The organism is Dolichospermum lemmermannii CS-548 (assembly GCF_028330815.1).
GTDB classification, from domain to species: Bacteria; Cyanobacteriota; Cyanobacteriia; order Cyanobacteriales; family Nostocaceae; genus Dolichospermum; species Dolichospermum lemmermannii.
In genome coordinates this window covers 11348-28717 of record NZ_JAQMTJ010000056.1, presented here as the reverse complement: position 1 = coordinate 28717, position 17370 = coordinate 11348, and the positions used below count along the sequence as shown (strand labels likewise).

The following is a 17370-nucleotide window of genomic DNA, read 5'->3' as shown; positions in this document are numbered from 1 at the left end:
TGAAAAAGTTGTCTGTGAGGGCTAGGAGTCAGGAGTCAGGAGTCAGGAGTCAGAAATCAGGAGGAAGAATTAGAAGAAGAGAAGAATAGTATTGAATTTGGTCAAGTGATAGGCTTTACTGTCACTTATACTGCTGGTCGAAAAAAGTAGCTGCGTCGAGTTTTAAATTTGCCATTTGCAAAAGAATACACATCAGCAAAACGCTCATTAATTTGAGAGCCATTTTTATTGATACCAATAAACTGCCCCCAGCAAGAACCCCAATTATTGTCAATTACAATATGTTCAATGCGATGTTCACCAGAGGCAATAATTCTCTCATGCTGATAAAAATTGAGTAATTCATCAAGTCCCATAAAAGGCTGATAACCGGGACATTCATAGATAATACTTTGATCAAAGCACTGCAATAATAAATTCCAATCACGGGAATCAACCGCAGTAAATAAAGTCTTAATTAATTGCTGTTCGGTAGCAATATTGGACAATGTGATATTCGACATATTTTCGCTCCTGGTGATCTGGTATTTAGTATCATCAAATTGCTAAATTAAATTATCAAATAAATTATCAAATAAATTATCAAAACATTAATGCTTGTGTTACCTCTTCATCTGATAACCCATCAACTTCGCCTAAAATCTGGGCTAGGGCATCATTTTCTGCTTGTTCAATTTGTTGTTCCATAACCTTGTGGGCAAGTTCAGCAATTGTGGGATTCTCAAATAAATAACGTAAAGGAAAATCTAGAGAAAAGGCTTCTCTTAATCGAGAAATCACTTGAGTAGCGAGTAAAGAATGTCCTCCTAACTCAAAAAAGTTATCATAAATTCCCACCTGTTTTAATTTCAAAACTTCAGTCCAAATTGTGGCTAATTCTTGTTCTGTAGCCGTGCGAGGCAGCACAAAATCAACCTCTACATTTCTTTGGAAACCTTCGGGAATAGGCAAACCAAGGCGGTTGACTTTACCATTAGGAGTGAGGGGAAATGCTGATAAAACTACGAAAGCAGTAGGTATCATGTAATCTGGTAGCTTTTCCTTGAGGAAATTTCGGAAGCTGCTAGAAGTAGGTGAATTATCCTTCGTAACCAAATAGGCTACTAGGAATTTCTTCCCTGACTCATCTTCCCGTGCAATAACTAGAACTTGTTTGATGTCAGGATTTTGAATCAAAACTGCCTCAATTTCTGCCAATTCAATCCGAAAACCGCGAATTTTTACTTGGGTATCAATTCGACCGATAAATTCTAGATTTCCATTAGGTAGACGGCGGACTAAATCTCCGGTTTTGTAAAGGGTATCTCCTTGAATAAAGGGATTAGGAATAAACTTTTCACTGGTTAATACGGGCTGATTTAAGTAACCCCTCGCAACACTCGCACCACCCACATAAAGTTCACCAGGGATACCAATTGGCACTCGATGTAAATTTTCATCTAATATGTAAACTGTGCGATCGCCAATGGGTTTACCAATAGGAATAGAATGGATATTTTCAGTAATTTGTTTGGGAATGGCATAACAACAGGTAAATACGGTACATTCTGAAGGTCCATAACCGTTAATTATTTGCGTTTCTGGCAAGATTTCTAAAGCGCGACGAACATGATCTACAGAAATAGATTCTCCCCCAATGAGTAGTTGTTTAACTCCCGATAACCCTTGTGGCATTGTATCAATCATCAGATTGAAGAAAGCGGAAGTTAGCCAAAGGATATTAATTCCTTGTTCTTGGATAATGCGGGTTAAGCCTGCTGGTGTGGGAATTTTCTCTGGATAAAGCACACAACGTCCACCGTAAAGTAATGATGGCCAAAGTTCTAGCGTCAGTGCATCCCAAGAAATTGATGAATGTTGTAGCCAAATTTTTTCGGCATCAAGGTGAACGTAATCAACTTCAAACATAAAACCCATGAAGCTACGATGAGGAACTTCTGTACCTTTTGGTGTTCCTGTCGAGCCGGAGGTATAAATGATATAAGCTAAATTTTCTGGATTAACTTCACTGTTTAAATTGTCTTGTTTGTATTGGGCAATAATTCCCCAATCTGTGTCAAGATTCACCACAGTTTGATTATTCAGTGGTAGTCCATTTTGTAAATGAGTTTGTGTTAGTAAGATCGGTGTTTGTACATCTGCCACCATGAACTCTAATCTTTCGGGAGGATAAGCTGGATCTAGGGTAAAATAAGCCCCACCAGCTTTGAGAATGGCCAGAATACCGATGACCATTTCTAGGGAACGCTCAACACAAATTCCCACTCGGACTTCGGGTTTAACTCCCAGTGATTGCAAATAATGGGCTAATTGATTGGCGCGGTTATTTAATTCTCGATAAGTTAAATGTTGTTGTTCATATATAATTGCTACTGCATCAGGGCTTTTTTCTACCTGTTCTTCAAATAAAACATGAACACATTTGTAATTAATAGTATTTGTTGCTTGTTGATTTTCTAGCAGCATTAATTCTTCTGCTTCGGCTGCACTCATTAGAGATAAGTCAGAAATATTTTGTTGTAAATTAGCTGCCATTCCTGTTAGCAATGTCAGGAAATGTCCAATCATGCGAGCAATTTTCTTGTCGTCGAAGCAGCTAGTATCATAAACAATTCTGCCAGCTAATTGCAAACCAGGATTAATAACTATCGTCAGCGGATAATTTGTGCGTTCAAAACAACTAATATGACTAATTTCTAAAGTTTTTTTGGTTTCTTGTGGGGCAGAATCTAATGGATAATTTTCAAAGACTAAAAGACTGGCAAATAGTGGCAATCCGGGGAAAATATCACTCTGATTTTGAATTTCTGCGAGGGAACAATAAGCATACTGTTCTTGTTCTAATGCTTGGATTTGTAATTGCTTGAGCCAGGGTAATAATTCTGTCTTGTTGGTAACTTTGACTCGGATGGGGAGAGTGTTAATTAATAGTCCTACCATTGAGTCTACTTGCTCCAGGGTCGGTGGACGACCGGATACAGTTGCACCAAAGATGACATCACTTTCCCCACTGTAGCGGGAAATTAATAACCCATAAGCTCCCTGTACCAAATTATTCAAGGTTAAATGGTGCTGTCTGGCCATACCTTGTAATTTTTCAGTGACAGTTGGCGATAATTGGAAATGCTGCTCATGATATGTTCCCTCTCCCCTATTTCCTCCCAAAAAGGTCGGAGTTTCAAAACCCTGGAGAGTTGTTTGCCAAAATCTCTTGGCTTGATCAATATCCTGTTGTTGTAACCAATCAATATATTCTCGATAGGGACGAACAGGTTGGAGGCGTAAATGTTCCCCTCGCTGCTGTGCTTCATAGAAAGCTAAAACTTCTTTGAGGATAATCTGCATTGACCAGCCATCAAATAGGATATGATGATGACTCCAAATAAGTTGATAGGTCTGCTCTGTTAATTGGATGAGGGTGAAGCGCATTAAGGGAGCAATACTCAGATCAAATCCTTTTTGGCGATCGCTTAACAAAAAATTCTCTAAGTTATTTTGTTGTTCATCAGCTGTGAAATTTCGCCAGTCTATTTTCATCCATGGGATATCCACTTGCTTACTTACCATTTGCAAGGGCTTTTCTATCTCCTCCCAATAAAAAGAACTGCGTAATACTGAGTGTCTCGCCACAACTTGTTCCCAAGCTTTTTGGAACGCGGGAAAGTTCAATTCTCCAGAGAGGATACAAAGCAACTGCTCAAAATAAACTTCTGATTCGGGTGCATAAAGGGTATGAAACAACATCCCTTGTTGCATGGGCGAAAGTTCATAAAGGTCTTGGATATTTTGCATGAAATTACCTCTGAATTGGGAATTGGGAATTGGGAATTAGTTGATGATAGCTACTTGGGTTTGTTTTTGTTAATTTTGAATAGGAATTTATCTAGCTGTTGTTGATTGAGTTTGGCTGCTGAAAAATCCGCGGGAGTATAGCTTTGAGACTCCGTTAATTGACAGTGATTTATTAGGTTTTTTAATGCTTCTATAAATCCTAAAGCTAACTTTTTAATGGTGTCTTGCTTGTGAATTTTCTGACTATAAGCCCAAGTCATTTCCAGTTTTCCTCCACGAATAAAACCACTGATGCCTAATAAATGACTACGTTGATTGAGTAAGCTTTGTTCAGCTTTAAATTCTTTAGCCAAACCCAAGGATTCAGAGGCTTTCAGCACTTGATCGAATTGACCAAGATAGTTAAAACTGATTTGTGCTGATGGTAGTGACTGTAATTTTTCGCGGATTGTGCTGTTTTCCTGCAAATATCGCAATACACCATAACCAATTCCTCGGTTGGGAATCTGCCGCAGTTGTTCTTTAACAAACTTTAAAGCGTTTCCTGGATGGTCAATTTCTTGTAGTTGTAACCTCACGGGGAATAATGTCGTAAACCAACCGACAGTGCGCGATAAATCTACATCCTCAAATAAGTCTTCCCTGCCATGTCCTTCCAAATCAATTAGTAAAGAACTTTCTCCTGTCCATTGGGCAAAACTTTGCACTAGGGCAGTCAACAGTACATCATTTATTTGAGTATTGTAGGCAGAGGGTACATCTTGTAAGAGGGCGCGGGTTTGTTCTTCATTTAAAGCCAGTGACACAGACGCGGTTGAGGCTACAGTGTTATTTTCTTGATCTGAAGGATAGTCTACTGGTAAAGCTGTGACTTGAATGCTAGATTGATTTAGCCAGTAATCCAACTCTTTGATAGCCTCGATTTGGGCATATTCTGTGAGGCGATCGCTCCAATATTGCCAGGAAGTTGTCTTTGGTGGTAATTTGATAACTTCATTGCGGCTAATTTGTTGGTAAACAGTAGTTAGATCTTCTATTAAAATCCGCCATGACACAGCATCAACGGCTAAATGATGAATAATAAATAGCAAATAACTGGGTTGATTTTTGCCTAATTGAAATAAAGCGACTTGTGCTATTACCCCCGTAGATAAATCCAGACTAGCCTGAAGTTCAGCATCAGTCGCTTTTATTGCTGTTTGCTGTTCTGCTGGTGATAGGTGGGACAAATCAAAGATCCTCAATGGCAAAGATTCTGGGCGTTGCTGATTAAGGGTATGAATTTTAGTCTCACGCAAAGGCGCAAAGACGCAAAGGTAAGAGTTGTAAAGGTTCAATTTGGGAATTTCATACCTCAATATGGCTACGCCAGATTCTGGAAGTGTAGCGTTAATTTGTTGCCACTGTCCCCCTTCCTGTACAAACCGCAGCCGTAAAGCATCGTGATGTCCTAACAGTTGTTGTAATGCTGACTGCAATAACTCAGGTTGCAAGTCTGATGGCACTTCTAGCAGTGCTGACTGGTTAAAATAATTAGGTCTGGGTAATTTCTGCTCGAAAAACCAATTTTGAATAGGTGTCAACCTTACAGCACCAGTTACTAAACCTTGTTCAGCATTGATTTGGCGAGTGATACCCGCTACAGCCGCTAATTCGGCAATGGTTTGATACTTAAATAGCTGTTTAGCAGCAATTTGAATACCTGCTTGATTAGCTTTGGAAATTAACTGAATGCTGAGAATCGAGTCTCCACCCAGTTCAAAAAAGTTATCGTGGATGCCAACTTTTCCTATTCTGAGAACTTCCGACCAAATCGCCACTAATTTCTCTTCTATAACTGTACGAGGAGCAATAAATTTATCTTCGACATGATGAGAAAAATCGGGGGTTGGGAGAGCGCGATAATCTACTTTGCCGTTGGCAGTTATGGGGAGAGTTTTCAGCAGCATAAACGCCGCTGGAATCATGTAATTTGGGAGTTTTTCCTTGAGGAAATGGCGCAATTCATCAATTGTTGGTTGCTGATGCTGGGGAACAATATAAGCAACGAGTCGCTTTTGTCCGGGAACGTCTTCATGGGCGATAGCCACAGATTGTAACACTTGTGGGTGTTGTCTCAATACCGTTTCGATTTCTCCCAACTCAATCCGGAAACCGCGAATCTTCACTTGATTGTCAACTCGTCCCAGATATTCTAGACTGCCATTGGCGCGGAATCTTGCTAAATCCCCAGTTTTGTACAGTTTACTATTCCCTAGCTCCTCAAAGGGATTGGGGATAAATTTGGCATGGGTTAATTCTGGACGTTGCCAATAGCCTCTAGCTAGTCCTGCTCCCCCAATGTGCATTTCTCCAGGAACTCCTATGGGTACAGGTTGCAGATATTGATCTAAAATATAAACCTGAGCATTACTAATGGGTCGGCCAATGCTAACAGGTGCAACTGGGGTTAAAAGTTCTAAGGTGGTGACAACCGTTGCTTCTGTTGGTCCGTAACTATTAAACAATTGGGGGGCTGGGGAAAGATCAGCTACACAATTATGCCAATGTTGCACCTTTTCTAGTTGGACTTCCTCACCACCAATAATTACAGTTCTCAAACCTTCAGGAATGGGGGCATCTTCAGGGTTAAGTTCTGCTACTAACTGATGCCAGTATGCTGTGGGCAGATCCAAAACAGTCAATTGCCATTTTTGGCAATACCGCCAAAATTCATCACTGGAGTGGAGCATTTCTTCCGTGCGTAACACTAAGGTTGCACCAACGGACAGACAGGGAAAGATTTCCTCAATGGAAGTATCAAAGCAAACAGACGCAAACTGTAAAATCCTATCGCTGGTATTGATTCCATATTTATCAATGGCAGTAATTACAAAATTCATTAATGACCGATGTTCAATCATTACCCCCTTGGGTTTACCCGTAGAACCAGAAGTATAAATAATATAGGATAGGTGATGAAGTTTGACATCACTGTGCGGGTTAGCTGTGCTGTGTTGAGAAATGATTGACCAATCTGTATCTAAACAAATTGTTTTTCCTGTGTAATCTAGCCGTTGATTTGGGAATTTATCTTGGGTTAGCAAAATTCCTAGTTGCGTATCTGCGAGAATTTCAGCTATTCGCTCTTGGGGGTAGGATGGGTCAATAGGAACATAAGCGCCACCTGCTTTAATCACCCCAAGTAAGCCGATAATCATATCTAAGGAGCGTTCAATGCAGATTCCCACTAGGGTTTCTGGTTTAACTCCCAAACTTTGCAGATAGTGGGCTAATTGGTTGGCGCGATCGCTCAATTGACGATAAGTTAATTTTTGACCATCCTGTTCTACAGCTACAGCATCGGGTGTTAACTCTACCTGAGACTCAAACAAATTATGGATACAATTTTTCTGCGTATATTCTCTATGAGTCTGATTCCATTCCATCAATAATTCCTGCTGAGGCTGGTTTAGGATCGGTAATTCAGAAACTCGCTGCTCTGGGTTATCAACAATCCCTTTTAGTAAAACTTGATACTGGTCTACCATCTGCTGGATTGTGGCAGCGTCGAATAAGTCAGCGTTGTATTCCCAAATAAGAGTAATTCCCTTATCTTTGCCATTTAGCTGGGAATGCGGAATCAACACAACATCAAGATCAAACTTTGTTGATTTGTTGCTGAGGGCTACATTCGTTGTGATGTTCAAGCCTGGTAAAGTTAAGTCTGGACGGGGAGAATCATGGAAGCTAAACATCACTTGAAACAGAGGATTATAACTTAAGTTCCGTATTGGCTTGATCACCTCCACAACCTTATCAAAGGGTAAATCTTCGTTAGCAAAGGCTTCCAGACTCACTTTGCGGACTCGACCCAGCAACTCCCGAAACGTGGGATTACCAGATAAATCGGTGCGTAAAACCAGGTTATTGACGATCATGCCAATTAATTGTTCTGTCTCGCGCATCCGCCGATTGGCAACAGCCGTACCCACACAAAGATCGTCCTGTCCAGTGTATCGGCGGACAATTACTAAAAACGCCGCCAAGGTCGTCATAAATAAGGTAATTCCCTCTTGACGGCTCAGAACTCTCAAGGATTCGCACAAAGTAATGGGCAACTCTAACCTGACTTGAGCGCCGTTGTAAGTTTGTTCTGCTGGTCGTGGGCGGTCATATGGTAATTCCAAGAGGGGCGGACTGCCGGATAACTGCTGCTGCCAATAGGCTAATTGGGCTTGGGCTTCCTGGCTTTTTACCCACTCTCGCTGCCAATGGGCATAGTCTCCAAACTGGAATGTTAATTCTGGCAGTGGGGAAGGATTACCCAAACAGAAGGCTTGATAAAGTTCTAGAAACTCATTTAAGAACACGTTATTGAAAGACCAGCCATCATGAACCATGTGATGTTCGATATGGATTAACAGATGGTCTTGGTCGCTCAATCTCAACAATAACCACCTGACTAATGGCAGTTGATTTAAGTAGAAGGGCTTTTGCACCTCTGCGTCAAATAGGCGTTTAATTTCTGCTTCTTGCTCAGATTCAGGAAATGTCTGGAGGTCTACCACCGTTAACCTAAGTGGTGAGGCTGGGTGGATTACCTGAAATAACCGTCCATCTACTGCCGGAAAAGTCGTACGGAAGATTTCATGTCGTCGGACAATCTCGCTCAGGCACTGCTCTAATGCTCCCACATTCAGTTTTCCGGTGAATCGCAGAGTTACCTGAGCTTGATAGGCAGTACTTTCAGGAGCTAATTCTTGGATGAAATAGACTCGCTCTTGAGCAAAGGAAGCAGGCAAGTATCCTGACCATGAAATCGGTTGCATAGCAGGACGTTGCAATTGCTGCTTGAGGTGGCTGTGCTGTTCAATCAGCCCAGCTAGAACCGCTATGGTAGGATTGGCAAAAATGTGGTGAAAGAATAACTCAACTTGGAAACTTTCGCGGACGCGGGAAAGCATCTGAGCTGCTATTAAGGAATGACCACCCAAATTGAAAAAATTGTCATCGATTCCTATCTGCTCAAGTCCCAGTAACTCAGCCCAGATACTTGCTAGTGTTTCTTCACTGGAGTTACGAGGTGCGATAAAGGTTTCTTCAAGATCGGGGCGTGAGTGATCGCAAACTGGAAGATTTTGACGATCGACTTTACCATTGGCAGTAAGGGGCAAGGAGTCTAGGATTACAAAGACTGCTGGCACCATATGGTAGGGTAGCTTTTCTTGAAGAAAGCGTTTGAGGGTAGTCACGCTTGCATCAATTTGGTTAAGCACAATATAGGCGACAAGACGTTTATCACCAGGGATGTCTTCACGGGCGATTACTACCACCTCTTGTACATCCGGGTGTTGGCTCAAAAGCGCCTCAATTTCTCCTAATTCAATACGGAAGCCGCGAATCTTCACCTGATGATCGAGTCGCCCCAAAAACTCAATATTGCCATCTGGTAAGAAGCGGGCTAAGTCCCCAGTTTTGTAAAGCCTCCTGCCTCCTGCCTCCTCAAAGGGATGGGGAATAAACTTTTCCTTGGTTAACTCTGGGCGGTTTAAGTAGCCTCTAGCCAAGCCGTCGCCACCAATGTACAATTCGCCAGGAGTACCTATAGGAACTGGTTGTTGATAGTGGTCGAGAATATAAACTTGTGTATTAGTGATCGCTCGACCAATCGTCATTTGAGTGTTGCCAGTATATTGTGATACTGTAGCACAGACTGTTGATTCTGTTGGCCCGTAAGCATTAAAAAAGTGCCGCCCTTTTGACCATTCAGCAATCAACTTCGGATTACAAGCTTCTCCGGCAACGATGAGGGTTTGCAAGTTTGGCAATTCCTCTTTTGGTAACGCTGCTAGTGCCGTGGGTGGTAATGTGACCTGAGTTATTGATTGCTTACGCAAAAATTGCATTAAATCCGTTCCTGGGCGCAAGGAATCTTGAGTTCCAATGTAAAGGCTAGCTCCTGAACACAGAGTCATGAAAATTTCCCAAACTGAAGCATCAAAGCTGAAAGAAGCAAACTGAAGAACACAGCTCGCGTGGTGTATGTCAAACAGCTTTATTTGTGAGTGGATTAGATTACACACCCCTTGATGTTGAATCAGCACGCCCTTGGGTGTTCCTGTTGATCCTGATGTATAAATTACATAAGCCAGATTTGCTGATGTAACCCCACTACCAGGATTTTCGTTGCTCTCTCGCTGAAAAGATTCCCAGTCAGTATCCAAAAAAACCAACTTCGCCCCGCTTGCAGTCAACTCTTCAACGAATTTTTCTTGGGTTAACACCACCTGGACTTGCGAATCTGAGAGCATAAACGATAAACGCTCTTTCGGATAGGTTGGATCTAGTGGCACATAGGCTCCACCCGCCTTAAGGATGCCCAACATTCCGACGATCATTTCTAGGGAACGCTCCACACAAATCCCTACCAGCACTTCTGGCTCAACACCCAAAGATTGCAAATAATGAGCCACTTGGTTAGCTCGGTGATTCAACTCTTGATAAGTAAGTTTCTGCCCCTCAAAAATGACAGCAATATTGTCTGGAGTTTTTGCCACTTGTGCTGCAAATAATTCATGTACACACAAATGTCGAGGATAATCTGCCCTGGTATCATTCCATTCTACCAATATTTTATGTCGCTCCTGCTCAGTTAAGGCAGAATAATCATCAACGTCATCATTAGAATCAATCACTATTTCTTGCATAAATTTAATTAAATGGTTGTCAATAATTAATCTTGGAAATCAAGCATCTCACAGCAGGATTGTAGGTTTTAGTTAAACTATTAATTCATCTAACTCTTGGGGTTTTTTCTATTAATTTTTTCTATTAATTTATCAAGCTGTTGTTGATTGATTTTAGCAGCAGCAAAATCAGAAGGGGTATAGGTGGATGACTCCTTTGATTTGCAGTGAAGAATCAGGGTTCTTAATACTTCCATAAATCCCAGCCCAAACTTTTCAATACTAGCTCCCTTGTGAATTTTCTCGCTATAAGCAAACTCCATTTCTAACTTTCCTGAGTGAATCAATCCACTTATTGCCAAGAGATGGCTGCAATACCCCCGCTGACTTTGTTCTGATTTCCATTCTTTAACTGCTCCCAACATGGCAGAGGCAGACAGAACTTGATCAAATTGACCTAAATAATTAAAACTGATTTCTGCTTGAGGTAAAGTTTGGAATTTATTTTGAATTATCGAACTTGGATGTAAATATCGCAAGATACCATAGCCAATACCATGTTTAGGTAGGCGACGCAGTTGTTCTTTCACTAATTTCAAAGTTTCTTCTAACTGATTCCCCAAACCAAGGTTGAATTGTACAGGAAATAAAGTAGTAAACCAACCGACAGTCCGGGATAAATCTATATCTTCAAATAAGTCTTCTCGTCCATGTCCCTCTAAATCAACAATTAATGAATTTGCTCCTGTCCATTCATGAAAGCTTTGTGCCAATGCAGTCAACAAAATATCATTAATTTGTGTATTATAGGCAGCGGGAACATCCTGCAATAAGGCGCGGGTTTCCTCCTCATTTAAACAGAGAGTTAGGGAATTAGTTACAGCTAGTGTATTTTCTGTTTTTTCGTCAGGATAATCTATGGGTAATGAAGTAATATTCCCCGCAAACTGGGATAACCAATAATCAATTTCTGTGGACAAGGTTGCTGATTCGCTATATGCTTGTAGTTGGTTTGCCCACTCTTGAAAAGAAGTTGTTTTGGCTGGTAATTTGATAGTTTCGCCACTACTAAGTTGCTGATAAGCCGTTGCTAAATCTTCCAGTAAAATCCGCCATGAAATGCCATCTACTACTAGGTGATGAATAATAATTAGTAATTGACTTGGCCGATTAATTCCTCGGTTAAACAGCGCAACTCGGACAATTTCCCCTGATGACAAATTCAAGCTGGCTTGAAGTTCGGACTCTTTGGTTTTAATTACAGTTTGTTGTTCCTCTAAAGACAATGCCGACAAATCCACAAGCATAAAAGGAACTGTTTCTTGGGTTGTAGCATTAATATGTTGCGGGGGGTGGCTTTCAAGAACAAAGCATGAACGCAAAATATCGTGATGCGATAATAATTTTTGCACTGCTTGTTTTAATAAATCTGGCTGTGTTATTGATGGAATCTCTAACAAGGCTGATTGATTAAAATAATGAGCATCGGGGAAATTTTGCTCGAAAAACCAATGTTGAATAGGCATTAGCGGTATTGAACCTGTAACTAATCCCTGATTGGCTTTAATTTGCCGATTTGTGCTGACAACATTGGCTAACTCGGCAATAGTTTGATACTGAAACAGTTGTTTGGGAGTCAGTTGTAATCCGGCTTGGTTCGCCCTAGAAATCATCTGAATACTGATGATTGAATCGCCACCCAATTCAAAGAAATTGTCGTGAATGCTGATATTCGGTTGTCTTAAAACTTCAGCCCAAATTGCGACTAACTTTTCTTCTATGGGAGTCTGAGGCGCAACAAATCCTGCCGCTAAATTGGTGTCAGCAGTATCTGGGATTGGTAAAGCACGATGGTCTACCTTGCCGTTAGGAGTCATTGGTAGTTGATCTAATGGCACAAAGGCAGCAGGAATCATGTATGGGGGTAACTTCTGTTTGAGAAATTGGCGGATTTGCTCCAATTGGACTTGTGCTTGATTACCAATAATGTAGGCGACAAGACGCTTATTGCCAGGAATGTCTTCACGGGCAATGACGACGGCTTGATTCACCTGGGAATGTTGATTTAATATTGTTTCAATCTCACCAAGTTCAATCCTAAAACCACGAATTTTTACTTGAGAATCTATCCGTCCCAGGTATTCTAGGTTGCCATCAGGTTGATAACGAACTAAATCCCCGGTTTTGTATAATCTACTTTCTTCTTTGTTGACAAAAGGATTTTTAATAAATTTTTCTGCGGTCAATTCTGGCAGGTGTAAATAACCCCGTGCCACACCTGCTCCGCCAATATGGAGTTCTCCTGGTACTCCGATGGGAACGGGTTGCAAGTATTTATCTAAGACATATACTTGTACATTGCTAATAGGTTTACCAATGGGGATTTCCTGACGATTGAGAGTATTGTCAGACAATGGACTCAAAGTGGCAATTACAGTGGTTTCCGTTGGACCATAGCTATTAACTAATTTTGGATAATTACCTACCCATTTGTGCCATGTTGCTACTTTTTCAGGTAGCGCTCTTTCTCCACCAATTATTACTAGTCGTAATGTTTCTGGTAAGGATAAATTGCCATTGGCTAATTCATTTACTAGCAAATGCCAGTAGGCTGTTGGTAAATCCCATACTGTTAGTCCCCAATTTTGGGACTGCTGCACAAATGCAGACACAGACTGTAACATTTCTTCTGTCCGCAGCACTAAGGTAGCACCACTGCCTAAACAGGGATAGATTTCTTCGGCGGCGGTATCAAAACTAATGGAGGCAAATTGGAGAACCCTATCGGTGGGGATGATTTGATATGCGGCGATCGCAGTTTGAGTAAAATTAACTAAGGAATTATGTTCAATCAGCACTCCTTTGGGTTTGCCTGTGGAACCTGATGTATAGATGACATAAGCTAAGTTGGTGGCTGCTACTGCCTGGTCAGGGTTTTCTTGACTTTGGGTAGCAATTACAGTTTTCTCGGTATCTAAACAAACTATTGACAGATTATGATCGGCGGCTATGGTTGCCCATTGCTGCATTGTTACCAGAATTGGTAGTTGAGCATCATTAACTATATCGCTCAATCGTTCGGCGGGATAGGCAGGATCTAAAGATACATAAGCGCCCCCTGCTTTGAGGATTGCCAAAAGTCCCACGATCATCTCAAAGGAACGTTCAATGCAGATGCCAACTAATGTATCGGGTTTTACTCCTAAGTTTTTGAGGTAGTGCGCCAGTTGATTAGCTTGTGTATTTAATTCTCCATAGGTAAGTTTTTGATGATCAAATATCAGTGCTACTGCATCAGGATTTTTGTCTACCTGTTCTTCCACTAACTGATGAATACATTTCCCTTGAGGATAAGCTGTTTTCGTCTCGTTCCAGTTAATTAATAATTGATGCTGCTGCTCTTTTGTGAGGAGGGGATATTGGGAAATTTGTTGATCAGGGTTAGCCACAATCTCTGCTACTAACGTTTGATATTCACCCGTCATCCGTTCAATGGTGGTGACATCAAACAGGTCACTATTATATTCCCAAACAAGAGTTATGCCCTCTGTTTCTATTCCTTTGGCTTCTTCTTGAGAATTGCGCCCTACCCGTTGTTCAGAACGAGGCATCACAACAACATCAAGATCGAATTTGGCTGATTTATTGTTGAGTGTCTCATGCTGTTTAATGCTCAATCCAGGTAGATTCAAATCAGGTAAAAGAGCATCATGGAAGCTGAACATTACTTGAAATAGAGGATTGTAGCTGAGATTTCTTTCTGGTTTGAGAATTTCTACGACTTTATCAAAGGGTAGATCTTCATTAGCGTAGCCTTCCAAGGTGACATTACGCACTTGAGCCAGAAGTTCTCGAAAGGTGGGATTACCAGATAAATCCGTGCGGAGGACAATGTTATTAACAATCATGCCAATTAACCCTTCTGTCTCCCGCCAACGGCGATTAGCTACCCCAGATCCCACGCAAAGGTCCTCTTGTCCGGTGTAGCGGTAGAGCATGGTTACAAAAACCGTAAACATACTCATAAATAAAGTCACCCCTTCTTGACGACCCATTTTTCTCAGGGCTTCACAAACATCCAGGGGCAGTTCCATCCGCACCATGCCGCCTTGGTAAGTTTGCTCGACTGGTCGCGGGCGATCGCCTGGTAACTCTAATACAGGAGGACTACCAGCTAATTTTTGCTGCCAATATTTTAGTTGGGCTTGTGCTGGTTCTGTTAACACCCACTGTCGTTGCCAATGGGCAAAATCGGCAAACTGGAGTGAGGGTTCAGTTAGGGGTGAGGGTTTTCCTTCTGAATAGGCTTGATATAATGTTAATAATTCTCGCAAAAATAAATTGAATGACCAACCATCATGAACCATGTGATGTTCAACATGAACCAACACATATTCTTGGTTGCTTAATTTTAATAATGTCCAACGAATTAAGGGTAATTGACTAATATCAAAAGGCTCATGAACTGCAATTTCTGTTAATCTTTGTACCTCCGATTCCTGTTCTGATTTAGGAAAATTTGACAGATCAATTACTGGTAATTTTACAGGTTGAGGTGGATGAATTAATTGTACTAACTTGCCCTCTACTGCCGGAAATGTCGTGCGGAAAATTTCATGGCGACGCAAAATTTCGCTGAGACTTTCTTCTAAAATATCTATGTTTAAATTGCCCTTGATTCGCAAACTCTCTTGAAATTGGTAAGCGGTCATGGAGGGTGCTAATTGCTCAATAAAATACACTCGTTCCTGGGCAAAAGAAACAGGTAAATAACCCTCTCTGGAAATCGGCGTAATTTTGGCTAGGGGTAATGGTTGTTGTAGTTGCTGCTGCTGGATAATTACCTTAATTAAATCGTTAATTGTCGGGTTTGCAAAAAGTTGTCCAAAGGATAATTCAATTTGGAAAACATCCCGAATTCGAGACACAATTTGTGTGGCGATTAGCGAATGACCGCCTAATTGGAAAAAATTATCATCAATACCAATCTGTTCTACACCAAAAACCTTACCCCAGATTTGGGCAAGAGTTTCTTCCTGTGAATTGCGCGGTGCTACAAAGGTTTCTTGAATATCAGGGATGGGAAGGGCTTGACGATCAATTTTCCCATTTGGAGTCAGAGGTAAAGCGTCTAGGGAAACAAAGACACTGGGCATCATGTAACTGGGTAGCTGGTTTTTCAGGAAGCTTTGCAGCGTTGTACAGTTAATTTCTTCTCTTGAGGATGGGACAATATAAGCTACCAAACGTTTGTTTCCAGGAACATCTTCCCGCAGAATAACTATGCTTTGAAAAACTTGGGGATGTTGATTGAGGAGGGATTCAATTTCTTCTAGTTCAATGCGGAAGCCGTTAAATTTTATTTGATTGTCAATTCGTCCTAAAAATTCTATGTTGCCATCTGGTAAATACCGTCCTAAATCACCAGTTTTATATAATTTTGAATTGTCAAAGGGATTTTTAATAAATTTTTCTGCGGTTAGTTCTGGTCGGTACAAATAGCCCTTTGCAAGTCCAGCACCACCGATGTATATTTCTCCTATGGTTTCAGTCGGAACTGATTCCAGGTTTTGATCTAAGATATAAATTTCGATATTATCCCCCATTGGTTTACCAATAGGTATTTCTGTTCTTTCTAGTTGGGTGGCACTCAAACTGGATAAACAGCAAATTGAAGCAGCAACGGTAGTTTCGGTTGGACCGTAGCAATTAATTAACTGAGGGAAATGTCCAATATCCTTGAGCCACGTTTTCACTCGTTCTGGTAATACCCGTTCGCCGCCAATAATTACTAAGCGTAATGATTCAGGTAATGCTATGGGATTCATAGCTAATTCATTTACTATTAAGTGCCAGTAAGCTGTCGGTAAATCCCAGACAGTTATTTGCCAATCTTGAGATTGCTGTACAAATGAGGAGACGGAACTTATCATTTCCTCAGTTCGTAGAACTAAAGTTGCACCACAACTTAAACCAGGATAGATTTCTTCAGCGGCAACATCAAAACTGATCGAGCTAAATTGGAGAATTCTATCGCCCGTGGATATGTTGTATTGAGCTATCGCCATCTGGGTAAAATTCACCAATGACTGGTGTTCAATCATTACCCCTTTGGGTTTTCCTGTAGACCCTGATGTGTAGATGACATAAGCCAAATGATCAGGTTTAACTGTATTCACAAGATGGCGATTCCTAGGTCGCGCTTCGCTATCACTATGATCAAAAATTGCATCATGTTGACTATCTAAACAAATAATTGTCCCTGAATAATCAGATATTAAAGTAGACCATTTTTCTTGCGTTACCAACACAGAGATTTGAGCATCTTGTATCATGTAGTTCAATCTTTCTGCTGGATAATTAGGATCTAGCGGCAGATACGCTCCCCCAGCTTTGAGAATTCCTAATAAACCCACTATCATCTCTAGGGAGCGGTCTAGACAAATTCCTACAAGTACCCCAGTTCCTACCCCTAGTTTTTGCAAATAATTAGCCAGGAGGTCTGTTTGCAAATCTAATTCCTGGTATGTCAGTTGCTTATCCCTAAACACGACAGCTATTGCTTGCGGAGTTCGAGCAACCTGGGCTTTAAATAACTCATGAATACATTGTTTCAACATAAGTTTACGGGTTGTTGAATAAGTTGTTGGTGATAGCGTAGCGTGACGTAAGTCATAGGGAACAGTTTCAACTAAGATATTTTCCAGCACACTGCGTTGCATTCGCATCCTGGATCATTTTTTGTTAGAAAATAATGGCCTTTGAGAGTGTGACCCGAAAAAATCAGACCCACAGGCCATTTTTCTATTCTCACTATAGCGGTATGCACTTGGTAAATAATTGGACAAAATTAATTACACAAAAATCTGGACTGAAATCCTCGATTGGCAAAAGATTGGTAAATAACCAA

General features: G+C 41.0%; 4 protein-coding genes. All 4 read right to left on the bottom strand.

Translation table 11 applies throughout. The annotated features are described in order from the left end of the window. Positions 1 to 125 precede the first annotated feature (125 nt). Complete coding sequence (locus PN450_RS02785; RefSeq protein ID WP_271835360.1) at positions 126 to 503, bottom strand: nuclear transport factor 2 family protein; 378 nt, start codon at positions 501 to 503, stop codon at positions 126 to 128. 79 nt (positions 504 to 582) lie between these two features. Further along, positions 583 to 3792, bottom strand: coding sequence for an amino acid adenylation domain-containing protein (locus PN450_RS02780; RefSeq protein WP_271835359.1), 3210 nt, complete (start codon positions 3790 to 3792; stop codon positions 583 to 585). Between the two features lie 50 nt (positions 3793 to 3842). After that, on the bottom strand, positions 3843 to 10481 hold the full coding sequence (locus PN450_RS02775; RefSeq protein WP_271835358.1) for a non-ribosomal peptide synthetase: 6639 nt from the start codon (positions 10479 to 10481) through the stop codon (positions 3843 to 3845). Positions 10482 to 10570: 89 nt separating this feature from the next. Continuing rightward, entirely contained in the window at positions 10571 to 17182 is a 6612-nt protein-coding gene (locus PN450_RS02770; RefSeq protein WP_271835357.1) for a non-ribosomal peptide synthetase, read from the bottom strand. Positions 17183 to 17370: the final 188 nt, after the last annotated feature.

Excerpts from the sequence above, each read along its gene's own strand:
- PN450_RS02775 (WP_271835358.1), bottom strand. The coding sequence starts at position 10,481 with ATGCAAGAAATAGTGATTGATTCTAATGATGACGTTGATGATTATTCT.
- PN450_RS02770 (WP_271835357.1), bottom strand. The coding sequence starts at position 17,182 with ATGCAACGCAGTGTGCTGGAAAATATCTTAGTTGAAACTGTTCCCTAT.
- PN450_RS02780 (WP_271835359.1), bottom strand. The coding sequence starts at position 3,792 with ATGCAAAATATCCAAGACCTTTATGAACTTTCGCCCATGCAACAAGGG.
- PN450_RS02785 (WP_271835360.1), bottom strand. The coding sequence starts at position 503 with ATGTCGAATATCACATTGTCCAATATTGCTACCGAACAGCAATTAATT.